General features: G+C 64.9%; 21 protein-coding genes. 5 read left to right on the top strand and 16 right to left on the bottom strand.

What is annotated here, in order from left to right:
* Positions 1-315 precede the first annotated feature (315 nt).
* Entirely contained in the window at positions 316-681 is a 366-nt protein-coding gene (locus ACIQUS_RS15000; RefSeq protein WP_403048114.1) for a hypothetical protein, read from the top strand.
* A gap of 129 nt (positions 682-810) precedes the next feature.
* Here ACIQUS_RS15000 and lipA read toward each other — a convergent pair whose 3' ends face one another.
* The 13 genes from lipA to speB all read right to left on the bottom strand — a co-directional run bounded on the left by lipA (position 811) and on the right by speB (position 18,591).
* Positions 811-1,791 carry a lipoyl synthase gene (gene lipA, locus ACIQUS_RS14995; RefSeq protein ID WP_403048113.1) on the bottom strand — a complete coding sequence of 327 codons (981 nt, stop codon included), beginning with the start codon at positions 1,789-1,791 and terminating at the stop codon, positions 811-813.
* Between the two features lie 18 nt (positions 1,792-1,809).
* A complete protein-coding gene (gene gcvT, locus ACIQUS_RS14990) occupies positions 1,810-2,934 on the bottom strand; it encodes a glycine cleavage system aminomethyltransferase GcvT (protein WP_403048112.1) in 1,125 nt (374 codons plus the stop codon).
* A gap of 9 nt (positions 2,935-2,943) precedes the next feature.
* The gene (locus tag ACIQUS_RS14985; RefSeq protein ID WP_403048111.1) at positions 2,944-4,320 is read right to left on the bottom strand and encodes an L-serine ammonia-lyase; all 1,377 of its coding nucleotides are present in this window, start codon (positions 4,318-4,320) and stop codon (positions 2,944-2,946) included.
* 27 nt (positions 4,321-4,347) lie between these two features.
* On the bottom strand, positions 4,348-5,601 hold the full coding sequence (gene glyA / locus ACIQUS_RS14980) for a serine hydroxymethyltransferase (protein ID WP_403048110.1): 1,254 nt from the start codon (positions 5,599-5,601) through the stop codon (positions 4,348-4,350).
* A gap of 62 nt (positions 5,602-5,663) precedes the next feature.
* The gene (gene gcvP / locus ACIQUS_RS14975) at positions 5,664-8,534 is read right to left on the bottom strand and encodes an aminomethyl-transferring glycine dehydrogenase (protein WP_403048109.1); all 2,871 of its coding nucleotides are present in this window, start codon (positions 8,532-8,534) and stop codon (positions 5,664-5,666) included.
* A 14-nt stretch (positions 8,535-8,548) separates the two neighbouring features.
* Positions 8,549-8,926: a glycine cleavage system protein GcvH gene (gcvH, locus tag ACIQUS_RS14970; protein WP_403048108.1), complete on the bottom strand. Its 378-nt coding sequence runs from the start codon at positions 8,924-8,926 to the stop codon at positions 8,549-8,551.
* Positions 8,927-9,187: 261 nt separating this feature from the next.
* Entirely contained in the window at positions 9,188-10,720 is a 1,533-nt protein-coding gene (locus ACIQUS_RS14965; protein WP_403048107.1) for a sigma 54-interacting transcriptional regulator, read from the bottom strand.
* An 81-nt stretch (positions 10,721-10,801) separates the two neighbouring features.
* A complete protein-coding gene (gene cycA / locus ACIQUS_RS14960) occupies positions 10,802-12,226 on the bottom strand; it encodes a D-serine/D-alanine/glycine transporter (protein WP_403048106.1) in 1,425 nt (474 codons plus the stop codon).
* 435 nt (positions 12,227-12,661) lie between these two features.
* Entirely contained in the window at positions 12,662-14,347 is a 1,686-nt protein-coding gene (gene betA / locus ACIQUS_RS14955) for a choline dehydrogenase (protein WP_403048105.1), read from the bottom strand.
* A gap of 4 nt (positions 14,348-14,351) precedes the next feature.
* Positions 14,352-15,821: a cytosine permease gene (locus ACIQUS_RS14950; RefSeq protein WP_403048104.1), complete on the bottom strand. Its 1,470-nt coding sequence runs from the start codon at positions 15,819-15,821 to the stop codon at positions 14,352-14,354.
* Complete coding sequence (locus ACIQUS_RS14945) at positions 15,818-15,997, bottom strand: hypothetical protein (RefSeq protein ID WP_403048103.1); 180 nt, start codon at positions 15,995-15,997, stop codon at positions 15,818-15,820. Before ACIQUS_RS14945 ends, ACIQUS_RS14950 begins: the two co-directional genes overlap by 4 nt.
* Positions 15,998-16,095: 98 nt before the next feature.
* Complete coding sequence (locus tag ACIQUS_RS14940) at positions 16,096-17,604, bottom strand: aldehyde dehydrogenase family protein (protein ID WP_403048102.1); 1,509 nt, start codon at positions 17,602-17,604, stop codon at positions 16,096-16,098.
* Between the two features lie 15 nt (positions 17,605-17,619).
* The gene (gene speB, locus ACIQUS_RS14935; protein ID WP_403048101.1) at positions 17,620-18,591 is read right to left on the bottom strand and encodes an agmatinase; all 972 of its coding nucleotides are present in this window, start codon (positions 18,589-18,591) and stop codon (positions 17,620-17,622) included.
* Positions 18,592-18,890: 299 nt separating this feature from the next.
* Between speB and ACIQUS_RS14930 the strand changes: the two genes are divergently transcribed.
* On the top strand, positions 18,891-19,805 hold the full coding sequence (locus ACIQUS_RS14930) for a LysR family transcriptional regulator (protein ID WP_403048100.1): 915 nt from the start codon (positions 18,891-18,893) through the stop codon (positions 19,803-19,805).
* Positions 19,806-19,837: 32 nt separating this feature from the next.
* Here ACIQUS_RS14930 and ACIQUS_RS14925 read toward each other — a convergent pair whose 3' ends face one another.
* The 3 genes from ACIQUS_RS14925 to ACIQUS_RS14915 all read right to left on the bottom strand — a co-directional run bounded on the left by ACIQUS_RS14925 (position 19,838) and on the right by ACIQUS_RS14915 (position 22,564).
* The gene (locus ACIQUS_RS14925; protein ID WP_403048099.1) at positions 19,838-20,650 is read right to left on the bottom strand and encodes a class I SAM-dependent methyltransferase; all 813 of its coding nucleotides are present in this window, start codon (positions 20,648-20,650) and stop codon (positions 19,838-19,840) included.
* A 203-nt stretch (positions 20,651-20,853) separates the two neighbouring features.
* Entirely contained in the window at positions 20,854-21,900 is a 1,047-nt protein-coding gene (locus ACIQUS_RS14920; protein ID WP_403048098.1) for an LLM class oxidoreductase, read from the bottom strand.
* A 28-nt stretch (positions 21,901-21,928) separates the two neighbouring features.
* The gene (locus ACIQUS_RS14915; protein ID WP_403048097.1) at positions 21,929-22,564 is read right to left on the bottom strand and encodes a glutathione S-transferase family protein; all 636 of its coding nucleotides are present in this window, start codon (positions 22,562-22,564) and stop codon (positions 21,929-21,931) included.
* Between the two features lie 130 nt (positions 22,565-22,694).
* Between ACIQUS_RS14915 and gcvA the strand changes: the two genes are divergently transcribed.
* From gcvA to ACIQUS_RS14900, 3 genes are all read left to right on the top strand, one after another.
* Positions 22,695-23,585: a transcriptional regulator GcvA gene (gcvA, locus tag ACIQUS_RS14910; protein ID WP_403048096.1), complete on the top strand. Its 891-nt coding sequence runs from the start codon at positions 22,695-22,697 to the stop codon at positions 23,583-23,585.
* A gap of 180 nt (positions 23,586-23,765) precedes the next feature.
* Positions 23,766-24,149 (top strand): tautomerase family protein, encoded by a 384-nt coding sequence (locus ACIQUS_RS14905; RefSeq protein WP_403048095.1) that lies wholly within the window; start codon positions 23,766-23,768, stop codon positions 24,147-24,149.
* A 78-nt stretch (positions 24,150-24,227) separates the two neighbouring features.
* Entirely contained in the window at positions 24,228-24,812 is a 585-nt protein-coding gene (locus ACIQUS_RS14900) for a TetR/AcrR family transcriptional regulator (RefSeq protein WP_403048094.1), read from the top strand.
* The last annotated feature ends 38 nt before the right edge of the window (positions 24,813-24,850 follow it).

Here is a 24,850-nt window from a genome sequence, read left to right as displayed (position 1 = left end):
CGTCGGCTCTTGTGGGCGCTGGCGAAGCCTGCGATCGACCGCAAAGCGGTCGTAAAACTGGCCCGGCAGCTACGGTGGATCACCGAGTTACTGGCCTGATGCTGTAGCCGCTGCCGCCAGGCTGCGATCGGTCGCGAGGCGACCGTAAAACCTGGCGATTTCAGTCTGTCAGGTACAACGAGGTGACTGGGTTGCGACTGCTGCGCAGTCGATCGCAGCCTGGAGGCAGCGGCTACAGAGGACGAGCAAGGCAAACCTGGAATAGGATAGTCTCAGACCGGATTGGAATCTCTCGACTACAAGGACGCGACCGTTATGGAAATCCCCTCTTCTACCATCCACGAGCGTTTGAACAATCGCCGATTTTCGGTAGCGAACAACACCCAAGGGCTGTCCGGTGCAGGCACAGTGTTTCACTACCAGGTCGAGGGAGAGGCCATTTCCGGCACCTACCAAGGCGGTCGAATCCGCATCGGGCAGCAAGTCGGGCGCGTGACAGGCGCCCATACCATTGAGCTTCTCTTTCAGTGCGTGACGACAGAGAACGAACTGCTTGCCGGCTGGTCGCGTGGCACGGTAGGCGTCGATGACGCGGGACACACCACGCTGTCCTTCGTATGGGGTTGGTTGTCGGGTGCAACCGGCGGTGGCGAGTCAAGGTACGTCGAGATTGCCGAGTAACCCTCGCCGGCGCTGCCGGCTCCCACAGGGATCTCGGCAGTTACCGGCCTCTGTGGGAGCTGGCGAAGCCTGCGATCGGCCGCGAAGCGGTCGCAACCCCTCTGCAACCCTCGCGGGGCAAGCCTGCGCCTACCGGGTCGCCTGCACCGCCTGCTGGTCGGCATGGTAGGACGAACGCACCAGCGGCCCGGACGCAACGTTTCTGAACCCCATCGCCAGGGCCTGTTCGGCAAACCAGGCAAAGGTGTCCGGATGCACGAAACGCTGCACCGGCAAATGGCTGCGCGAAGGTTGCAAATACTGCCCCAGGGTCAGCATGTCGACCTGATGTTCGCGCATGCGCTGCATCACCTCGATCACCTCCTCGTCGGTCTCGCCCAGGCCCAGCATCAGCCCGGACTTGGTCGGCACCCCCGGTACGCGCTGCTTGAAGTTCTCCAGCAAGTCCAGCGACCACTCGAAGTCCGAGCCCGGCCGTGCCGCCTTGTACAGGCGCGGCACGGTTTCCAGGTTGTGGTTGAACACATCCGGCGGCTCCTGCTCGGTGATCGCCAGGGCCACGTCCATGCGCCCCCGGTAGTCCGGCACCAGGGTCTCCAGCTGGATGCCCGGTGACAGCTTGCGGATCTCGCGCAGACAGTCGACGAAGTGCTGGGCACCACCATCGCGCAGGTCGTCACGGTCCACCGAGGTGATGACCACGTACTTCAGGCGCAGGTCGGCGATGGCGATGGCCAGGTTCTTCGGCTCATCGACGTCCAGCGGCTTGGGCCGGCCATGGCCGACGTCGCAGAACGGGCAACGGCGGGTGCAGATGTCGCCCATGATCATGAAGGTCGCCGTGCCGCCGGAGAAGCACTCGCCCAGGTTCGGGCACGAGGCTTCTTCGCAGACGCTGTGCAGCTTGTGTTTGCGCAGCAAGGCCTTGACCCGCGCCACCTCGGGTGAGGTGGGAATCTCCACGCGAATCCAGTCGGGTTTGCGTGGCACCTCCTCGGTGGGCAGGATTTTCACCGGGATGCGCGCCACCTTCTCGGCGCCGCGCAGTTTCACGCCGGCCTGCAGGGGCTGCGGGCGTGTGGCGACAGGCAGGGTTGGGTTCATGCTCATACTCCGGCAGTCAGGGCTTCAGCCACGGTAATAACGTTGCGCCACGAACGGCGTGCGCACCACCTGCATCGGCACGAGCTTGCCGCGCACCTGGGCATAGACTTCGGTCTCCAGCGCTGCATGCTCGCTCTGCACATAGCCCATCGCCAACGGCCCACCCAGGCTTGGGCCGAAGCCGCCACTGGTGACGCGACCGATCACCTGTTCTTGCGCATCGACGATCAATGTCCCTTCACGCACCGGCGTGCGCTCCCTGGGCAACAGGCCGACGCGCTTGCTGGCCACGCCTTCGCGCTGCTGGGCAACAATGCGCTCGGCACCGGGGAAGCCACCGGCGCGCACGCCATCGGCACGTCGGGCCTTGGAAATCGCCCAGGTCAGGCTGGCCTCGATTGGCGTGGTCTGCGCGTTCATGTCATGGCCGTACAGGCACAACCCGGCTTCCAGGCGCAGCGAGTCGCGGGCGCCCAGGCCGATGGCCTCGACCTCGGACTCGGCCAGCAGCGAGCGGGCGAGCATTTGTGCAGCCTCCACCGGCACGGAAATTTCGTAGCCGTCTTCTCCGGTGTAGCCCGAGCGGCTGACGTAGCAGTCGACACCCAGCAAGCGCACCGGGGCGAACTGCATGAAGGTCATACCGCCGACCTGCGGCGCCAGGCGCGCCAGTACCTTGGCCGCCGCCGGCCCCTGCAGGGCGAGCAAGGCACGGCTGTCGAACAGCGACTCGACCTCGCACTGCCCTTCCAGGTGCTGCTTGAGGTGGGTCAGGTCCTGGTCCTTGCAGGCGGCGTTGACCACCAGGAACAGCTCGTCGTTACCCAGGTTGGCGACCATCAGGTCGTCGAGGATGCCGCCGTCTTCATTGGTGAACAGCGCATAGCGCTGCATGCCCACCGGCAGGTCGATGATGTCGACCGGCACCAGCGCTTCCAGCGCCCTGGCGGCACCGGCACCGCGCAGGCGAATCTGACCCATGTGCGAGACGTCGAACAGGCCGGCCTGTTCACGGGTGTGCAGGTGTTCCTTGAGCACGCCCAGCGGATACTGGACCGGCATGGCGTAACCGGCGAACGGCACCATGCGTGCGCCCAGTTCCAGGTGCAGGGCATGCAGCGGCGTTTGTTGTAGTTGTTCTGAGGACATGGGTGACTCCTAGCATTCGATGATATTGACCGCCAGCCCGCCGCGGGCAGTCTCTTTGTATTTGCTTTTCATGTCGGCGCCGGTCTGGCGCATGGTACGGATCACCTTGTCGAGGGACACGAAGTGCTGCCCGTCGCCACGCAGGGCCATGCGCGCAGCGTTGATGGCCTTGACCGAGCCCATGGCGTTGCGCTCGATGCAAGGCACCTGGACCAGTCCGCCAATGGGGTCGCAGGTCAGCCCCAGGTTGTGTTCCATGCCGATTTCGGCGGCGTTCTCCACTTGCTGCACTGTGCCGCCGAGCACTTCGCACAAGGCCCCGGCCGCCATCGAGCAGGCCACCCCGACCTCGCCCTGGCAACCCACTTCGGCGCCGGAGATCGAGGCGTTTTCCTTGTACAGGATGCCGATCGCGGCGGCGGTGAGCAGGAAACGCACCACCCCGTCCTCGTTGGCCCCCGGCACGAAGCGCGTGTAGTAATGCAGCACCGCCGGGATGATGCCGGCCGCGCCATTGGTCGGTGCCGTGACCACCCGTCCGCCGCTGGCGTTTTCCTCGTTCACCGCCAGGGCGTAGAGGTTGACCCAATCGAGCACCGAGAGGCTGTCGCGCAGGTTGGCTTCGGGGCTGCTGCTCAACTGCCGGTGCAAGGCCGCGGCGCGGCGCTTGACCTTGAGCCCGCCGGGCATGATCCCTTCGGTGCGGCAACCGGCCGTGACGCAGTCCTGCATCACCTGCCAGATGTGCAGCAAGCCCTGGCGCGTCTCTTGCGGGCTGCGCCAGGCGGTCTCGTTCTCGGCCATCAACTGGCTGATCGAGAGCCCGTGCTGGGCACACTGCGCCAGCAACTCGCGTCCGGTCAGGAAGGGGAAACGCAACGGCGTGCGGTCCTCGACGATGCGGTCGACGCCGATCGCCGCCTCGTCCACCACGAAGCCGCCGCCCACCGAATAGTACTCGCGACTGCACAGCTGCAGGCCGGCCCCGTCGAAGGCGCGCAGAATCATGCCGTTGGGGTGATAGGGCAAGGGTTTGCGGATCATCGCCAGGTGTTCTTTCTCGACGAAGCGGATGCGCTTCTCTCCCAGCAGTGACAGCGTCCCGCTCTGGCGGATCATCCCCAGGCGGTCGGCCACCATCGAGGTTTCGACGGTATCCGGGTGCTCACCCTCAAGCCCCAGCAGCACCGCCTTGTCGCTACCGTGGCCCTTGCCGGTGGCGCCGAGCGAGCCGTACAGCTCGGCGCGCACGCTGTGCACCTGGGCCAGCAGCCCCTGGTCCCTGAGCCCTTCGACAAAACGCGCCGCGGCGCGCATCGGCCCGACCGTGTGGGAGCTGGACGGGCCGATGCCCACCTTGAACAGATCAAAAACACTCAGCGACATACACGCCTCCGCCATCGCACCCGGTGATCAGGCCGGATAAACCGGGAACAGTTTGCACAGCTCGGTTACCTGCCGGGCCACCTGGGCCTCGACGTCGGCATCGCCGAGGTGATCGAGGATGTCGCAGATCCAGGTCGCCAGGGCGCGGCACTCCGGTACCTGGAAGCCACGGGTGGTCACGGCCGGGGTCCCGATGCGCAGGCCCGAGGTCACGAACGGCGACTGCGGGTCGTTGGGGACGGCGTTTTTGTTCACCGTGATGTGCGCACGGCCCAGCGCGGCATCGGCGTCCTTGCCGGTGATGCCCTGGCGAATCAGGCTGACCAGGAACAGGTGGTTGTCGGTGCCCCCGGACACCACGTCATAGCCACGCTGCTTGAAGATCTCGGCCATGGCCTGGGCGTTCTTGATGACCTGGTACTGGTAGTCCTTGAAGCCAGGCTCCAACGCTTCCTTGAAGCACACCGCCTTGGCCGCGATGACATGCATCAGCGGACCGCCCTGCCCGCCCGGGAACACCGCCGAGTTGAGCTTTTTCTCCAGCTCCGGATCGGCCTTGGCCAGGATCAGGCCGCCACGCGGGCCGCGCAGGGTCTTGTGGGTGGTGGTGGTGACCACGTCGGCGTACGGCAGCGGATTGGGGTACAGGCCCGCGGCTACCAGGCCGGCGACGTGGGCCATGTCGACGAACAGGTAGGCACCGACCTTGTCGGCGATCTGCCGGAAGCGTGGGAAGTCCAGGGTCTTGGAGTAAGCGGAGAAGCCGGCGACGATCATCTTCGGCTTGTGCTCGACTGCCAGGCGCTCGACTTCGTCGTAATCGATCAGGCCGTTGCCATCGATGCCGTACTGCACCGCGTTGTAGAGCTTGCCGGAAGACGACACCTTGGCGCCGTGGGTCAGATGACCGCCGTGGGCCAGGCTCATGCCCAGGATGGTGTCGCCGGCCTGCAGCAGGGCCAGGTACACGGCGCTGTTGGCCGAGGAGCCGGAGTGCGGCTGGACGTTGGCGTAGCCTGCGCCGAACAGTTGCTTGGCGCGGTCGATGGCCAGTTGCTCGACCACATCGACATGCTCGCAACCGCCGTAGTAGCGCTTGCCCGGATAGCCTTCGGCGTACTTGTTGGTCAGCTCGGTGCCCTGGGCCTGCATCACTTGCGGGCTGGTGTAGTTCTCCGAGGCAATCAGCTCGATGTGGTCTTCCTGGCGTTGCGCTTCGCGTCGGATGGCCTCGGACAGCGCTGGGTCGAAATCGGACAGGGTCAGGCTTTTATGGAACATGGTTGTGCTTCCTTCTTATCTGGTTGGCAAGCAAGGCCCGGACCGGATCCGGGCCCATGCGATCAAGCGTCCTGGTAGATCGACATCGGCGGGCAGGCACAGGCCAGGTTGCGGTCGCCGTAGACGTTGTCCACGCGCCCCACCGGCGGCCAGTACTTGCTCTCGCGCAGCGCGTCCAGCGGGTACACCGCCAGCTCACGGCCATAGCGATGCGACCATTCGCCCACCAGCTCGGCGGCGGTATGCGGGGCGTTCTTCAGCGGGTTGTCGAGCTTGTCCAGGGTGCCGTTTTCCACCGCGCGGATTTCCTCGCGGATGCAGATCATGGCGTCGCAGAAGCGGTCCAGTTCTTCCTTGGACTCGCTCTCGGTCGGCTCGACCATCAGCGTACCGGCCACCGGGAAGGACATGGTCGGGGCGTGGAAGCCAAAGTCGATCAGGCGCTTGGCCACGTCCTCGACGCTGATGCCGCTGCTGTCCTTGAGCGGGCGCAGGTCGAGGATGCACTCGTGGGCGACCAGGCCGTTCTCGCCGGTGTAGAGCACCGGGTAGTGCTCCTCCAGGCGCCGGGCGATGTAGTTGGCACTCAGGATCGCCAACTGCGAGGCGCGCTTGAGCCCTTCCCCGCCCATCATGCGGATGTACATCCAGGTGATCGGCAGGATGCTGGCGCTGCCATACGGCGCCGCGCTGACCGCGCCCTGCTTGTTGTCCATATGGCCGTGGCCGGGCAGGAACGGCGCCAGGTGCGCCTTCACGCCGATCGGGCCGACGCCCGGGCCGCCACCGCCGTGGGGGATGCAGAAGGTCTTGTGCAGGTTCAGGTGCGAGACATCGCCGCCGAACTTGCCCGGCGCGCAAAGGCCGACCATGGCGTTCATGTTGGCGCCGTCCAGGTACACCTGGCCGCCGTGCTCATGAATGATGTCGCAGATGCGGGTGATGCCGTCCTCGAACACGCCATGGGTCGAGGGATAGGTGATCATCAGCGCGGCCAGTTGATCCTTGTGCTGCTCGGCCTTGCGCTGCAGGTCGTCAACATCGACGTTGCCGCGCTCGTCGCAGTTGACCACCACCACGCGCATGCCGGCCATCTGCGCCGTGGCCGGGTTGGTGCCATGGGCTGACGACGGAATCAGGCACACATCGCGCCCCGCCTCGCCACGGCTGGCGTGGTAGGCACGGATGGCCAACAGGCCCGCGTACTCGCCCTGGGAGCCGGCGTTGGGCTGCAGGGACATGGCGTCATAGCCGGTGGCTTGGCAGAGCATGGCTTCCAGCTCATCGGTCAGCTGGCGGTAACCCTGCGACTGCCCGGCCGGGGCGAACGGGTGCAGGGCACCAAACTCGGGCCAGGTGATCGGGATCATCTCGCTGGCGGCGTTGAGCTTCATGGTGCATGAGCCCAGGGCGATCATGGTGCGGTCCAGGGCCAGGTCCTTGTCGGCCAGGCGGCGCAGGTAGCGCATCAACTCGGTTTCGCTGTGGTAGCGGTTGAACACCGGGTGCTGCAGGAACGGCGTTTCGCGCAGCAGCGGCAACGGCAGGCTGTCGCCGGTGCCGGCAGCCAGGGCGGTGAAGTCCGGCAGCGCCTGGCCAGGGGCGGCGAACACCTGCCACAGGGCCTCGACGCTGCCCTGCTCGCAGGTTTCATCCAGCGACAGGCCGACGCGTAGGTCGTCGATCAGGCGCAGGTTCAGGCGTGCTGCATTGGCGGCGGCCAGCACCTCGGCCACAGGCCGGGCGGTGATCACGCTGAGGGTGTCGAAGAAGTGCTGCTGCTCGACCTTGTGCCCGAGCTGCTGCAGCCCCTGCACCAGGATCGCGGTCAGGCGGTGCACGCGCCTGGCGATCTGCGCCAGGCCCTGGGGACCGTGGTAGACCGCGTACATGCTGGCGATGTTGGCCAGCAGCACCTGGGCGGTGCAGATGTTGCTGGTGGCTTTCTCGCGACGGATATGTTGCTCGCGGGTCTGCATGGCCAGGCGCAGGGCCGGCTTGCCGAAGCGGTCGATGGAGACGCCGACCAGGCGCCCGGGCATGTCGCGTTTGAACCCATCGCGGGTAGCGAAGTACGCAGCGTGCGGGCCACCGAAGCCCAGGGGTACGCCAAAGCGCTGGGCACTGCCGAGCACCACGTCGGCACCGAACTCGCCCGGTGGGGTCAGCAGGGTCAGGGCCAGCAGGTCGGCGGACACCGCCACCAGGGCGCCGGCGGCATGGGCGCGTTCCACCAGGGCGCGGTGGTCGGCGATATGGCCGGTGCTGGCCGGGTATTGCAGCAGCAGGCCGAAGTAAGCGTCGAGGCCCTGGGTTTCCAGCGCCACCTCATCACCGATGACCACTTCAATGCCCAGCGGCTGGGCACGGGTGCGCAGCACGTCGAGGGTCTGCGGATGGCAATGGCGGGAGGCGAAAAACGCCGGGGCCTTGTTCTTCGCCAGGCGTTTGCAGAAAGTCATGGCCTCGGCGGCGGCGGTGGCTTCATCGAGCAAGGAGGCGTTGGCGATTTCCATGCCGGTCAGGTCGCTGACCAGGGTCTGGAAATTCAACAGCGCTTCCAGGCGGCCCTGGGAAATCTCCGGCTGGTACGGGGTGTAGGCGGTGTACCAGGCCGGGTTCTCCAACAGGTTGCGCAGGATCGGCGTCGGAGTGTGGCAAGGGTAATAGCCCTGTCCGATGTGGTTGCGATACAGCTGGTTCTTCGCGGCGATGGCCTTGAGTGCGGCCAGGGCTTCGGTCTCGCCCTGCCCTTTGCTCAGCGCGAGCACGCTGGTGCCCTTGATGCTGGCGGGGATGACGCTGTCGATCAGGGCGTCGAGCGAGTCATGGCCGGTCAGCGCCAGCATGGCGTCGATATCGCCCTCGCGCGGGCCGATATGACGGGCGATGAACTCGTTGTCGGTGCCCAGCGGGATGGATGGGTTGGTCATGGCGGCACCCTGGCTCAGGCGTTTTCGGCCAGGAAGCGGTCGTAGCCTTCCTGGTCCATCAAGGTGTCGAGGTCGGCCGGGTTGCTGGCCTGGATACGGAAGAACCAGCCGTCCTGCATGGGCGAGGCGTTGACCAGCTCGGGGTCGTCGGCCAGGGCCTGGTTGACCGCCACCACGGTGCCGTTCAGGGGCATGCTGATATTGCTGGCGGCCTTCACCGATTCCAGCACTGCGACTTCATTGCCCTCCCCGTACTCGCCCGGCTCCGGCAGCTGCACGAACACCACGTCACCCAGGGCCTCCTGGGCGTAGGTGGTGATGCCGACGGTCAGCTCGCCAGTCGCTTCCAGACGCAGCCATTCGTGTTCGGGAGTAAAACGCAGAGTGCTCATGGATCTTCCTCTCTTGTTATCAGGTGGGTCCCGATGCAGGACTGATTGATACAAGAGCAAGGGCGATGCCAACTTGTTAAAACCCTTGATTTTCAAGGTGTTACGATGAAAAATCAGTCAATCTCAAGGGTTTGTGCTGGAGCGAAATCGCTCCATTGCCTGAGCCCTGCCGCCGCCACCGTCGGGGTCGCCCAATGAACCCGCGGCCCACGCTGGACTGGAGCGTAATCACTCCGCTGGAGCGTATTCGAACCGGGCCGGCTACGAGACCCGGCTGGCGATGCCGTACTTGCGCAAGCGCTGGCCGATGGCCGTGTGTGACGTCTGCAGACGCACAGCCAGTTGCCGGGTCGAGGGATAGGTGGCGTACATCTTCTCCAGCAGGGACTTCTCGAACCCCTGCACCGCCGCTTCCAGGCTGATGACCTCCTGCGCGTCCGGCTGCTGATTGTTCAAGGCGGTGCCGGCCAGCTCCAGGTCGTCGCAGTCGATCACCTCCCCTTCGCTGATGGCGGCAGCGCGGAAGATCACGTTCTGCAACTGGCGCACGTTGCCCGCCCAGCGATTGCCCAGCAGCAGCGGATGAGTGGCCAGGGCCAGCCGGCAAGGCGAGCGTTGTATCTGCGTGCAGGCCTGGTGGAGGAAATGTTCGGCCAGCAGGAGGATGTCCTTGCCGCGCTCGCGCAGAGGCGGCACCTTCAGGTTGAGCACGTTGAGGCGGTAGTAGAGGTCTTCGCGAAAACTGCCTTCGACCACCATGCTTTCCAGGTCGCGGTGGGTGGCGCAGACCACCCGCACATTCACCCGCACCTCGCCGGCACCACCGACCCGGCGAAAGCTGCCGTCGTTGAGAAAGCGCAACAACTTGGCCTGCAGGTAAGGCGACATCTCGCCCACTTCATCGAGGAACACCGTACCGCCGTCGCCCAGTTCCAGCAGGCCCGGTTTGCCGCCGCGCTGGGCGCCGGTGAAGGCGCCGGCGGCATAGCCGAACAGCTCGCTCTCGGCCAGGCTCTCGGGCAGCGCTGCGCAGTTGAGCGCCAGGAAGGAGGCATCGCGCCGAGCACTCAGTGCATGGCAGGCGCGGGCCACCAGCTCCTTGCCGGTGCCGGTTTCGCCCTGGATCAGCAGCGGCGCCTCCAGGCTCGCCACTTTGTGCAGGCGCGCCTTGAGCGCCTTGAGCGCCGCGGAGTCGCCCAGCAGCGCTTCCAGGCCCTCGGTGTGATCATGCAGCAACGAAGCCAGGCGCTCGCCGATGCGGCTCGGCGGATAGAGCGTCAGCAGGCCACCGACCAGGGCGTCCGCCCCGCCGCTGATGGGTGTGGCCTCCAGCAACAGGGCCTGGCCCTGGAAGCTCACCTCGCACATGGGCAGGCGAAAGCCCTTGTCGATCAGGGTCCGGGCCAGGTCCGGCTCGGTGAACAGGCGGGACAACGGCTCTCCGGCCGGCTCGCGGCCCACCAGGCTGACCAGGGTGGGGTTGGCCAGCAGCACATGACCGTTGGGGTCGACCGCCAGCACCGGGTCGCTCATCGCCGCCAGCAGCGCCTCCAGTTGCAACCGCCGGCGATGGCCGGGCAGGAAGTCGACCAGGTCGACCGCCTGCACCCCGATCACCCGCAACAGGGCATCGTGGAGTTCGTCCAGCACTGCCTGTGACAGCGCCGGGGCGTCGATGTAGACGTTGGGCGGGATCATCTCCACCGCGTCGAGGTTGAGGTTGCGCGCCCCCAGCAGTGCCAGGATCTCCTGGGTGATACCGACGCGGTCGATGAAGGTGACGTGGATGCGCATCGTGGTCTCCTGCTTGGCAAACGACAACAGGGGGCCGGCGCACCCTGCGCCGTCCCCCTGGGCAAAACGTGAAAGTGGCGATCAATCCGCGTCGAAGGACAACTGCACGCTCTCCTGTTTTTTCTGGCGGATGGAACGGTAGGACAGGCCCAGCACGGCAAACCACACCGGCACGAACAACAGCGCCTTGCGGGTGTCGTCTTCCAGCGCCAGCAAGGCGAGCATGGCCACGAAGAATGCAAGGCAGGCCCAGCTCATGAAGATGCCGCCCGGCATCCGGTATTTCGAGGCGCGGTGCAGGTGGGCACGCTGCTTGCGATAGGCGAGGTAGGACAGCAGGATCATCGACCAGACGCACATGAACAGGATCGCCGACACCGTGGTGATCAGGGTGAAGGCGTCGAGCATGTTCGGCACCAGGTAAATGACCAGCGCCCCGCCCGACAGGCAGATACAGGAAAAGATCAAGCCATTGGAGGGTACTGCGCGGCTGGACAGTGCCTTGAATTTGCCGGGTGCATCACCGTCCACCGCCAGGCCATACAGCATGCGGCTGGTTGAGAACACGCCGCTGTTGGCAGACGACGCTGCCGAGGAGAGGACCACGAAGTTGATGATCCCGGCAGCGGCCGGCAAGCCTGCCAGAACGAACAGTTCGACGAAGGGGCTCTTGTTGGCGACCACATCGCGCCACGGCGTAACGGCCATGATGGCGACCAGGGCGAAGACATAGAACACAATGATGCGCAGCGGAATCGAATTGATCGCCCGTGGCAGGTTGCGTTCAGGGTTTTTGGTTTCAGCGGCGGTGGTGCCTACCAACTCGATCCCGGCAAAGGCAAAGATCGCAATCTGGAAGCCGGCGAAAAAGCCCATGGCGCCATGGGGGAACATCCCGCCGTCATTCCACAGGTTGGAAAGCGCCGCGACATCGCCGGTCGGCGACTGATAGGCCGAAACGACCATGTACAGCCCAGTGCAGACCAGGGCGCAAATGGCCACGATCTTGATCATGGCGAACCAGAACTCCAGTTCGCCGAACATCTTCACCGTCATCAGGTTCAGCGACAGCAGCAGGCCCACGCAACCGAGTGCCGGCAACCATTGGGGAATGTCCGGAAACCAGAACTGTGAATAGGCGGCGATGGCAATGACATCGGCGATGCCGGTGACGATCCAGCAGAACCAATAGGTCCAGCCGGTGAAGAAACCTGCCCAGGGTCCGAGCAGGTCGGCGGAAAAGTCGATGAAGGATTTGTACTTGAGGTTGGACAGCAGTAACTCGCCCATGGCCCGCATGACGAAGAACAGCATGAAGCCGATGATCATGTAGACGAATATGATCGACGGGCCGGCCAGGCTGATGGTCTTGCCGGAGCCCATGAACAGGCCGGTGCCGATTGCACCGCCGATGGCGATCAACTGGATATGGCGATTGGAGAGACTGCGCTGGAGTTCGTGCTCTTCACTATCGGGCGGACAGTGACCGAGGGGTGAGTTTTTCATTGTATTTACCTTGCTAGTTTAATTGTTTTTATAACGTCACAAGTTCAACCACCTGAACCGAACAAAGCACATGCTGATCCGGCCGGACGCAAGGGAGATAGCAAGGCCTATGCCAAGCGCGAAACACCGCTGAAATCGCGGTTTTATCGGGTGTCGTAGGGTTTTCGCTGTAATGAAGTCACTCCAGAAAATAGGGTTAATCCTGTCGTTCATACGTAGGAAAGCGTCGTAATCCCTGCCTTCGAGCCCGCTGTAGCGATATCGCTCCAACGGAACGCATTCAGTCCGACCCGTGGAGGCCGGTGCGAACCCCATCGCAGGCTTCGCCAGCTCCCACAAGCCACAGTCACCCGATCTGTGGGAGCCGGCGTAGCCGGCGATAAGGCCGGTGTGGTCCCCATCGCAGGCTTCGCCAGCTCCCACAATCGTCAGGCCTCAGGCGCGGACCTTGCGCACCGGTTCGCGGCTGCGCTGTTCCTCTTCCCAGCCACCCACCAGGCCGACCGGTACATCGACCGGCGCCAGCGGCTCACGCCCGCGCACCAGGTCCGCGGCACGCTCGGCGAGCATGATGGTCGGTGCGTTGAGGTTGCCGTTGGGTTCGCTCGGGAACACCGAGGAGTCGATCACCCGCAGTCCCTGCAGCCCACGTACCCGCAGCGAGGAGTCGACCACCGCCATGTCGTCCTCGCCCATGCGGCAAGAGCCACAGGGGTGCATGGTGCTTTCCATGTTGGCACGCACGAAGGCGTCGATCTGCTCGTCGGTCTGCACCTGCGGTCCCGGCGCCAGTTCTTCGCCACGGTAGCGGTCCATGGCCGGCTGGGCGATGATTTCCCGGGTCAGGCGCACGCAGCGGCGAAAGCCCTCGCGGTCTTCTTCGGTCTCCAGGTAGTTGAAGCGGATTTCCGGATGCTGGTACGGGTCGGCCGACAGCGCCCGCACATGGCCACGGCTGGTGGGCTTGTTCGGCCCGGTCAACACCATGAAGCCGTGGCCCTTGAACGGTTTGTCGCCGTCGTAGCGCATGGCCGCCGGCAGGAAGTGGAACTGGATGTCCGGCCAGCGCAGCCCCTTGGACGAGCGAATGAAACCGCCGGCCTCGAAGTGGTTGCTGGCGCCCAGGCCATCCTTGAACAGCAGCCAGCGCAGGCCGATCATCGCCTTGCCCAGCAGGCTCATCTTGCCGTTGAGCGTCACCGGCTCCTTGCAGGCGTACTGGATGTAGATTTCCGAGTGGTCCTGAAGGTTCTCGCCCACGCCCGGCAGGTCATGACGCACCTCGATACCGGCCTTTTTCAGCACAGCTTGCGGGCCTATCCCTGAACGCTGCAGCAGGTGCGGCGAGCCGATCGGGCCGGACGACACCAGCACCTCGCGGTTGCAGTAGACCTTGTGGGTCTGGCCGCCCTCGTCGTACTCAACGCCCACCGCGCGCTTGCCGTCGAGCAGGATGCGCCGGGTCATGGCATGGGTGACGACCGTCAGGTTCGGCCGCGTCATGGCCGGGCGCAGGTAGGCATTGGCGGTGGACCAGCGCACGCCGTCCTTGACCGTCATGTGCATGGCGCCGAAGCCTTCCTGCATGTAGCCGTTGCAGTCGTCGGTCTTGATGTAGCCAGCCTCGGCACCGGCTTGCACCCAGGCGCCGTACAGCGGGTTCTGCATGTTGTTGCCGTTGTTGGTGGACAGCGGCCCTGCGCCACCGCGGTAGTCATCGCCGCCGAACTTGTAGTTCTCGGCACGCTTGAAGTACGGCAGGCAGTTGCGATAACTCCAATGCTTCGCGCCCAGGCTTTCCCATTCGTCGAAGTCGCAGGCATGGCCGCGGATGTAGACCAGGCCGTTAATCGAGGACGAACCGCCAAGCACCTTGCCCCGTGGGCAGTGCAGGCGCCGGCCGTCCAGGTGCGGCTCGGCCACAGTCTCGTAGCGCCAGTTGTACTTCTTGGTGTTCATCGGCAAGGAGAACGCGCTGGGCATCTGGATCAGCACGCTGCGGTCGCTGCCGCCGAATTCCAGGACCAGCACCGAGGTACCGGCGTCTTCGGTCAGGCGGTTGGCCAGGACGCAGCCGGCAGAGCCTGCGCCGATGATGATGTAGTCGTATCGCTTGTTCATTGTTCTAGTCCTGTACTCGGAGGCCCGCGGCCTCGACGTTGCGTTCATTGCCCTTTGGGTAGCCACCCCAGCCCAGGCGCGCCGCCAGCAGTCGGGTCAGGCCGTAGTGCACAAGCCCGGCCAGCAGGCAGGACGGCAGCGAGGCGGTAGCGAAGGTGAAGAAGTCGGTGTGGGCCAGGGTCTGCGGGTTGAACACCACCACGTAGATCGCAAAGCCCGCCACCAGCGCCACCAGCGCGATGGGGTTCAAGCCCTTGCAGAAGCGCACCGGCGACCCGCTCTGCTCGGCATACAGGTGACGCAGGTTCAGGCGCTGCTTGCGCAGGAAGAAGTAGTCGGCGATGCCGATGCCGGCCAGGGCGCTGTTGAGTGCCGAGGTCCACACCAGGAAGATGAAGAAGCCGTCGTAGATACCCGGGAGGAACACCACGATGACCACCGGGATGATGCAGAACAGCCCGATCAGTACCCCCCAGCCCATGCTGCGCAGATGCTCCCCGGCCAGCTGGCGCAGGCCGATGACCGCGGTGTAGAGGATGTTGACCATACCGGTCAGGTTGGCCAGCGCCAGGAAGCTCAGGGCAATCACGCCAAAGCCCATGCCACCGGCCAGGCGCATCCAGGCGGTAGGGTCACTGCTGCCCAGGGTGGTGGCGGCGAACAGGCTGACCGACTCGCCCAGCGATGCGGCGCCGAAGATGCCCACCAGGTTGGGCCAGAAGGCCGTGCGCTGGTTGCTGCACAGGCGCGACAGGTTGCCGATGTAGGGCCACCAGGAGAAGCCCGCGGCGATGTTGATCTCCACCGCGATCATGAAGTTGACATGGGGGTTCTCGAACGGCGGTTGCAGCGGCGGCATGGCCAGCAGCTCGCCCAGGCTGTAGCGCTGGGAGATGAAGTACATCAGCGCCAGCATGATCAGGATCAGGCTGGGCGCGATCACCGCGCTCAGGCGGCGGATCATGTCCGGCCCGCGCATGGCCACCAGCGCCGCCAGCACGATGGCCAGCAAGGCCCCTGCGGGCACGATCCAGCCGTCAGCGTCGGGCTGGGTCTGCTGCACCAGGGTTTGAAGGTTGTCCAGCGCCCGTCCGCACATCAGCCCCAGTACCGCCAGCCAGCCCATGGTCAGTACCACTACGGAGAGGAAGTAGACCAGGCGGCTGCCATTGATACCGAACATGCTGCGCAGGTAGGTGAACTGCTCGACACCGTACTTGCCGCACGGCAGGCAGGTGGACGCCGCCGCCAGGATCACACCGATGATGTTGCCGATGACAATCGCGGCGATCCCCTGCAAGGGACCGACGAACAGCGCCGTGGCGCCGCCGATCAAAAACACCCAGGTGGCCACCGCCAGCGCCGAGTTGGCGTAGGCATAACCCCAGAAGCCCCAGACCCGCTCACTGGGCAACAAGGGGGTATCGCCGCGTTCGGCGGCCAGGCGAAACGCCTGCTCTCTGGACGGGTTCATGGCTGGCCTCCGAGGAAATACGCCCCGGCGACCATCACCAGCGTCAGCAAGATGAGTGCGACGAAGTCACCCGCACTCAAGGCGCCTGGCCAGTGCGCCCTCTTCTCCAGTTCTTCATAGGCGCGCAGGCGCCTTTCCAGGTCTTGCGCACGCTCGACATCCACTTGGCTGTTCATGGGCATCACCTCGACAGGTTCTTGTTATTGAAATTCGATGCATCCAAAAAACCTGCGTCGCTCGCCAACCGTCAGCGACGCAGGCCCGCCCTGTTACCTCAGGGCAAGGTGATCCAGACCGCCTTGGTCTCCAGCAGAAACTCCAGTTGTTCGGCGCCCATGTCCTTGCCGTAGCCCGACTGCTTGTAGCCACCGAACGGCATGGATGGGTCCAGGGTGCTGTGGGCATTGACGTAGACGGTGCCGGCGCGCAGGCGCGGAATCAGGCCGTGGACCTTGCCCAGGTCGTTGGAGTAGATCGCCGCCGCCAGGCCGAATTCCGAGTCGTTGGCCAGGGCCAGGGCCTGCTCCTGGGTGTCGAACGGTGCGGTTACCAGCACCGGGCCGAAAATCTCCTCGCGCACCACGCGCATGTCGTTGTTGCAGTTGGCGAAGATCGTCGGCTGCACGAAGAAGCCCGGGCCTTCGACCGGCTCGCCGCCGTAGTACACCTGCGCCCCTTCGGCCTTGCCCAGGGCGATGTACTCCAGCACCCGCTGCTGTTGCTGGCGCGACACCATGGGGCTGATGAAGCAGTCCGGATCCAGGCCCGGGGCGATCTTCAGGGTCGCGGTGTACTTGGCCAGCGCTTGGAGGAACGCCGGGTAGACACTGCGCTCGACATAGGCGCGGGTACCGGCATCGCAGACCTGCCCCGAGTTGAAGAACACACCGTTGGCGACCGCCTCGGCCGCCGCCTCGATATCGGCATCGGCGAACACGATCACCGGCGACTTGCCGCCCAGCTCCAGGGTCAGGCGCTTCATCTGGTCCATCGCCGCCTTGCCCACCGAGCAGCCCACTGGCGTGGAGCCGGTGAAGCTCAGCTTGTCGATGCCCGGGTGGCTGGACATGGCCGTACCCACCACGCTGCCGCGACCGGTGACGATATTCAGCACGCCGTCTGGGATACCCGATTCCTGCACCAACTCGGCAAAGCGCAGGGCCGACAGCGAAGTCAGCTCCGCCGGCTTGACGACCACGGTGCAGCCGGTGGCCAGCGCGGCGCCCAGCTTCCAGGCCATGGTCTGCAGCGGGAAGTTCCAGGGCACGATGGCCCCCACCACGCCCACCGCTTCCTTGCGGGTGTAGGCCAGGTAGTTGCCCGGCAGCGACGGCTCGACGGTGCGGCCGTGGATCTTGCTGGCCCAGCCGGCGAAATAGCGCAGGGTATCGACCGTGCCCTGGATATCCACGGCGCGGGCCTGGGCGACCGACTTGCCCATGTCGATGGACTCGATCTGCGCCAGCTCCTCTGCATTGGCTTCGATCAGATCAGCCAGGCGATGGATCAGGCGCTCGCGCTCCAGGGGCTTGAGCTGGCTCCAGGGGCCGCCGTCGAACTGCTCACGGGCAGCCCGCACGGCGCGGTCCAGGTCCTCGCTAGTGCCCATCGGGATACGCGTCAGCACACCTTCGGTGGAAGGCTCGATGACCTCGGCGCTGGCGCCGTCACTGGCTTGCAGCCAGGCCCCGCCGATGAACATGCGCTGGGGCTTGGAGAGAAAACGCTGGGTGGCTTCGGATACGCCGAAGGCCTGCAGGTAGGCTTTTACCGTGTTGTCCACTGTGCAATCTCCGGGTCAGCGAGCTTGGGCGCGCGCGTGGAAGATGAAGCCGATGCTGTTCATCAGCAGCTGCGCGGCGAGGATCGAGGTCACACCTGCCGGGTCGTAGGCCGGGGCCACTTCCACCAGGTCCATGCCGACGATCCGGCCCTTGCTGCGGCGGGCCAGCGCCTGGATGATTTCCAGCACTTCGTAGTACTGGAAGCCGCCGTGGCTCGGGGTACCGGTGCCCGGGGCGATGGACGGGTCGAAGCCGTCGATGTCGATGGTGATGTAGTAGTCGCGGCCTTCGGGGATCTTCGCCAGCACGCCTTCACAGCCCAGGCGGCGCACGTCGCGTACCGAAAGGATCTGCGAACCGGCTTCGCGGGCGGCGTCGTAGTCGTCGCGGTTGGAGGACGAGACGTTGCGGATGCCCATCTGGGTCATGCCGACGATGTGATCCAGCTCCGAAGCGCGACGCAGCGGGCTGCCGTGGCCGTAGCGCACGCCGTGGCGCTCGTCGACGAAGTCCAGGTGGGCATCGAAATGCACGATGTGGATCGGCCCGTGACCTTCGAAAGCCTTGATCACCGGTGCGTGGATCGAGTGGTCACCGCCCAGTACCACCGGCATGGCGCCTGCAGCGAGGATCTGGCGTACGGCCGATTCGATGTTGGCGTTGCTGGTGGCCATGTCGGTGTGGACGATATCGGCATCGCCGACGTCGACCATGCGCAGCTGGTCTTCGGTCAGGTAGGTGGCGTCATCTTCGAAGTCGTAGGCGCCGGCGTGGCCGAACGAGAACAGGGTCGATGCCTCGCGGATGCCGCGCGGTCCGAAACGTGCGCCGGAACGCCACTGGGTGCCCATGTCGTTGGGGGCGCCGAGGATCGCGACATCGGCGTCGATGGCCGCCCAGTCGGTGCAGATAGGCGATTTGGCGAAGGTGCAATGCCCCACGAAAGGCAGGTTCAGGCGGCCGGATTCATAACCGTGCTTTGCCATGTTCAGGTTTCTCCACTTATTGTTCTGGTCAGGAGACGGGGCGACTGCTCGACCACCGTTGCAGCCACTATGGCGGCAGCCCAGGCAGGGAAAAATGCGCAAGTGCAGATGCATACATCGCCAGATCCGAAGTATCCGCTTGAGTGTCGAGCGTTGCGGTAGAAGCGCCGGCGCCGCCGAAGGCATTTCCCAACGCCAGCCATTGCAGTGATCACATGCCCATGGTTAGCTTGGAAAAAAAACAATGCCCGGACGTTCATATCAGCCAGTGCGATGTGACGCCCGGCCGGGAGGCTACGGTGATCCAGCTCCACGATGTCGACCTGAAGCTTCTCAGGGTATTCACCACCATCGTCAAATGCGGTGGCTTTTCTGCGGCGCAGGCCGCGCTCAACGCCGGCCAGTCGACCATCAGCGAACAGATGACGCACCTGGAGACTCGCCTGGGGGTCAAGCTTTGCCAGCGTGGGCGCAGCGGCTTTCGCCTCACCGAGCAGGGCGTGGCCATCCATGAAGCCACCCTGCGCCTGCTCAGCGCCGTGGAAAGCTTCTGCATGGACGCCGACGTGCTCAAGCAGCACATCAGCGGCAAGCTCAACCTCGGCATCATCGACTCCACCCTGACCGATTCCGCCTCGCCGCTGCCGCGCACTACCCAGCGCTTTGTCTCGCGCGGCCACGACGCCCACCTGCACATCTACATCGGCGCCCCGGCGGAACTGGAAGAGCGGGTGCTGGACGGTCGCCTGCACCTGGCCATCGGCCACTTTCCCCTGCACGTACCGGGGCTGTCCTACCTGCCGCTCTACGACGAAGCCCTGGGGCTCTACTGTGGCCGCCGCCATCCGCTGTACGCCAGCAAGGCGGCGAACGGTCGCCTGCTCGAGGAGGTCCGCGACTGTCATATCGTCGTGCGCGGCTACATGCACCAGTTCGACCTGGAGCAACTGGGCATCAGCAAGGCCGCCGCCACCGTGGAGAACATCGAGGCGGCGGCGATCCTGATCATCTCCGGGGCCTACATCGGCTTTCTGCCGGTGCACTTCGCCGAGCAGTGGGTCAAGACCGGCGACATGCGTCGCCTGGGTGCCAGCACCCTGGACCTGACCTCCCCCTTCGATGTCATCACCCGCCGCGGCGTGTCGCCACCACCGATCCTGCAGGCCTTCCTCGAAGACCTGCACGCCTGCACGCTACAGCCTGTGCTCGTCTGAACGCGCCGGCCAGGCACGCGCAGGCGTCGTTCTCAGCGGCGGCTGATGACCACTTCCAGGTATTCGCTGGGCACCACCAGCGACGACGGCCCGGCCACGTTGCTGTCGTTCAGCAACTGGGTAAGGTCGCGTTCCAGTGCACTGGCGGCTTCGCTGTCCAGCGCGGCAAAGGCCTTGTGCACCGGGCCGTACCAGGTCCTGAACACCTCGATGAAATGGGCCGCCGAGCGATAGCGGAAGTTGAAATGCTGGCGACTGACCTTCATCGAGCCAAGGGTGTCGGCGAACAGCTGCTGCAACTGTTCTTCGTCGCCCCAGCGCGAGGGTGGAAGTGCGCCGGCCGGTGGCGGGACATGCCGGCCCAGGGTCTTGAACATCTGTCCGATGAAACCTTGCGGCGTCCAGTTCGCCAGGCCGATGCGGCCGCCCGGGCGACAGACCCGACCCAGCTCCCGCGCCGATTGCGCGTGATCGGGGGCGAACATCACGCCAAAGGTCGAGACGACCACGTCGAAGGCCCCGTCGGCAAACGGCAAGGCTTCCACATCGGCGGTCTGAAACACCACGTTCAGGTGTTCGGCCTTCGCCCGCTCTTCTCCACGTTTCAACAGCTCGGGCACGTAGTCCGTGGAGGTGACCTGGCAACCGCGTCGTGCGGCGGCCAGGGTGACATTGCCGTTGCCGGCGGCCACATCCAGCACCTTTTCGTCCCAGCGCAAGTCACAGGCCTCGGCCAGGCGTTCGCCGACCAGTTGCAAGGTCGTGCCGATCACCGCGTAATCGCCGCTGGCCCACGCCGCCTGCTGGCGGGCCTTCAACGCGTTCAAATCCAGGGGTGTGCTCATCGTCTGCACCTGATGTGTCCGCGTGGCCGTCCCCCCGCCCGGCGGCCAACGCGCCGTTGATTTGATTGGAGTGTCCGCAGGGCGCACGCATGCACCTACGGCAGCGACCAGCTAAACGCTAACCCTGCCAACCGGCAAGGGCTGCGGTTGGCCGGGCAAGACCCGTTGGATACATGCATATAGCCTTAGCGCATAAATCGCGCCTACCAGCTTTGTGCCCGTGGCTCGGGACCGGCCAGCGCCGGGAACAGCGGCAGTACCTCCTGCGCCAGCTCCTCAATGACCTCCGCTACCGGACGCCGGGCCATCTGGATGCCCAGGGCGGCATGATTGACCCCGGCATCGCGCCATTCACCCAACAGGTCGATCAACCCGTTGCGCCCGGTCTTGAGCACATAGCCCCCCTGCAGCGGTGTGCGCGGAAAGTCCGGATCGTCGGCCAGGTCGATCCATTCGTTGGTCATGTGCGGGCGAAACCCTCCCCCGGGAATCGCTGCCCGCCAGGCACGGATCTTTTCCGCCAGACGGCGCGGCCCCAAAACGTTATGGGTGGCATCCGGGTACGTCAGCCAGCCGTCGGCCTGTTCACCCAGCCAGCCCATCGATTGCTGCGATGAACCCGTCACGATCAGCGGGATGCGCCCGGTGACAGGCTTGGGCAGCAGTTGCGCCTGATGCAACTGCCCCAGCGGCGACTGGATGTTCGCCGTCCCGGCTGCCAGCAGTTGTCGGAAGTAATCCACCGACCAGGCAAAGCGCTCTCCTCGTTCGGCATGTGCCAGGCCATAGGCCGGAAATTCCACCGGCCGGTCACCGGTGGCGATGCCCATGACCAGGCGACCGCCAGACAGATGATCGAGGGTGGCGGCGGACTTGGCCAGATCGATGGGATGACGCAGGGAAAAAATGGCGCTGCCGGTCACCAGGGCGATCCGCCGCGTGTGCGCTGCCAGATAGGCCAGGTAGGTAAAGGGATCGAACACTTGCCCCGCATCGCCGAACGACGGATCGAACAGTGGCACGTCACGCACCCAGGCTGCGGCGAAGCCCAGTCGATCGATTTCGCTGACCTGCTGCGCCTGGTTGGCAAGCACGGCCATGTCGCCTGCGAAAAAGCGCAGCGGCAGGAAAATCCCCAGCGTCAGTTGATCGGGCGCGAACATGCGCCGATAGCCGGGGTGGTTGGCAAACGCCGAGGCATTGGCGCCGCAGGTCACAGCAGGTGTGCAAGGGTGAGTCGTCGCGTTCATACCGAATCCTTGGTTGTGGGTGTGGGTGTCACGGGCCTGTCGCAGGTGCGGGCAGGCGGAGGCCGCGCTGCACGGCAGGACGCTGGTCGATGCGCTCGTACCAGTCGCTCAAGTGCCGGTAGTGGCTGAAATCGAAGGCCACCAACCGGGCGATATGCATCCAGCCGAACGTGGCGATATCGGCAATCGAATAGGCCTCCCCCGCCAGCCACGGCTGGTTGGCCAGGTGCTGGTCGAGGGTGGCGAAGGCCGCCTCGGTGAGCTGCCGGTAACGGTCGATGGCCGGGGCGTTGGCGCCGTTGTCGAAGCACTCGAAGTGCACCCGCTGGCCGAGCAGCGGGCCCATGCTCGCGCTGTGGAACATCAACCAGGTCACGGTCGCCCAGTACGCCTGGGGGTTCGGGTCAAGCAGTTGCCCGCTGCGCTGCGCCAGGTACAGGAGAATGGCGGCAGACTCGAACAGGGTGATGCCGCGGCCACGGTCCACCAACACCGGAATGCGGCCATACGGATTGAGCGCCAGAAACGCCGGCAGGCGGTGTTCGCCCTGATCGATGCGTACATGATGCAGGGTGTACGCCAGGCCCATTTCTTCCAGGGCGATGGTGATCTTGAAGCCGTTGGGCGAGCTGTCGGTGTAGAGCATCAAATCGGGATCGGGCATGGATCCTTTACCTCAGTCAGGCTAACGTGTGTGGAATGATCTGAGCTACATGCTAATGAGCGGATTCGCGATACGGAAACGATAGGTTCTGCGCTACCGCTTTAGTTTTTCTAAACCTAGGAACCCCACCATGGGCGCTGTTCTCCCCTTGCTGGCACTTCGGGCCTTCACTGAAACCGCACGCCTTGGCAGCCTGAAAGCGGCTGCACAACGCCTGGGCGTGACCCCCGGGGCGATCAGCCAGCAGATTCGCCAGCTGGAGGACCGCCTGGGTGTGGTCTTGCTGGTACGCGGACGCCATGGCGTGCACCTCACCGAGGCCGGCGCGTGCTTGCATCCGGGGCTGACACGCGGCTTCGGCCATATCGAAAGCGCCCTGGCCGAACTCGAGGCCAAGGTCCACGAGCAGACCCTCACGATCAGCACCGTGCCCTCCTTCGCGTCCACCTGGCTGGTTCCGCGCCTGGCCGACTTCAGCGCCCGCCACCCGGAGATCGAAGTACAGGTGGAGGCGACGGCGAGACTGGTGGATTTCCAGCGCGAGCGCATCGACATCGCCTTGCGCCATGGCCTGGGCCACTATCCGGGGCTCGAATCGATCCCGCTGTTGGCACCGGTGCTGCTGCCGGTCACCAGCCCCACCTTGCTGGCGAATGGGCCGGCGATCCGCGAACCGCAGGACTGCCTGCATTACCCGTTGCTGCAGGACGCCGATCGCGCCGACTGGGACCTGTGGCTACAGGCCCACGGCGTGGCGACTGACAACAGCGCCAGGCGCGGCCCGAGCTTCGACGAGGACCTGTTGTTGCTGCGGGCGGCGGCCACCGGGCAAGGCATTGCCCTGGTACAGGACAACCTTGCCCGCGAGGACCTGGAAAGCGGCAAGCTGGTGGTTGCCCTGGACAAACCCTGGCCCGCGCGTTTCGCCTACTACGCCGTCACCCGGCCCGAGTCGCTGCGACGCCCGCAGGTGCAAGCGTTCATCGACTGGCTCAAGGAAGCCACGACCGACGCCTTGTAGGAGCGGGCTTGCCCCGCGATGCCATGCGCCTGATCAACCGCAATCGCCGGCGCTGCCGGCTCCCACAAAGTTCCCCCTGCATCCACTGTGGGAGCTGGCCAAGCCTGCGATCGACCGCACAGCGGTCGCAACCGGGGCACGCTATCTTGTCCTGTGCATCCCACCAACAGGACAGACGCCATGCCGCTCGTGCGTATCGACACCCGAAAACACCCCGACCCCACCCACATCAACAAGCTCGGCCAGGTCGTCTATGCCTGCCTGAAACAGGCGATCAACGTCCCCGACCACGACAATTTCCAGGTGCTGACCGAGCATGACGACGACCGCCTGGTGAACGACCGGGAGTACCTGGGCATCGAGCGCTCGGACAGGCAGGTATTCATCCAGATCACCCTCAGCGAAGGGCGCACCCTCGAACAGAAGAAACGGCTCTTCCAGTTGATTGCCGAAGGGCTCCACAAGGAGGCAGGTGTGCGCCTGGAGGATGTGTTCATCAACCTGGTCGAGGTGAAAAAGGAGAACTGGTCGTTCGGCAACGGGATTGCCCAGTACGCCCTGTGAGCGGCAGGCCAACGGCGCCTCGACCAGTGGTCGGCAACCCGCTTGACGACAAAATACCAATCGGTATATTTTCTTCCCATGGACAAAGCACAGCGTACCCGCCAACTGATCGTCGAAAAGACCGCACCGCTCTTCAACACCAAGGGCTATGCCGGGACGTCGCTGGCCGACATGACCGAAGCCACGGGCCTGACCAAGGGCAGTGTCTATGGCAATTTCGCCAACAAGGAGGCGGTGGCGCTGGCAGCTTTCGAATACAACTGGCAGCAGGCCCAGGCCACGGTCCGGGCGATCATGGCGCGCGAGCAGAGCAACAAGGCCAGGCTGCTGGCCCTGGCCGCCACCTACCGCGATCTGCCACCCGGCTTTCCTGAAGGGGGTTGTCCGCTGCTCAATACCGCCATCGAGGCCGACGACACCCACCCGGCGCTGCGCGCCATGGCCATGGCGGCCTTCGCCGGCTGGAAGCAGCACCTGGTGACGGTGATCGAGGCCGGCATCGCCGCCGGGGAGTTTCGCCAGGCGGTGGATGCCGAGCAGACGGCCGTTACCCTGATTGCCCTGATCGAAGGGGCCATCATGATTTCCCGACTCACCGGGCAACGGAACTACAGCCGTGGCGTCATGCAGACGCTGGAGAACATCGTTCACGACCTGTCGTGAATTTTTTTGGGCATAAATATACCGATCGGTATATAACT

This window comes from Pseudomonas sp. NPDC090755 (genome assembly GCF_044769005.1).
In the GTDB taxonomy this organism is placed as follows: Bacteria; Pseudomonadota; Gammaproteobacteria; order Pseudomonadales; family Pseudomonadaceae; genus Aquipseudomonas.
This window is presented reverse-complemented; position numbering and strand designations above follow the sequence as displayed.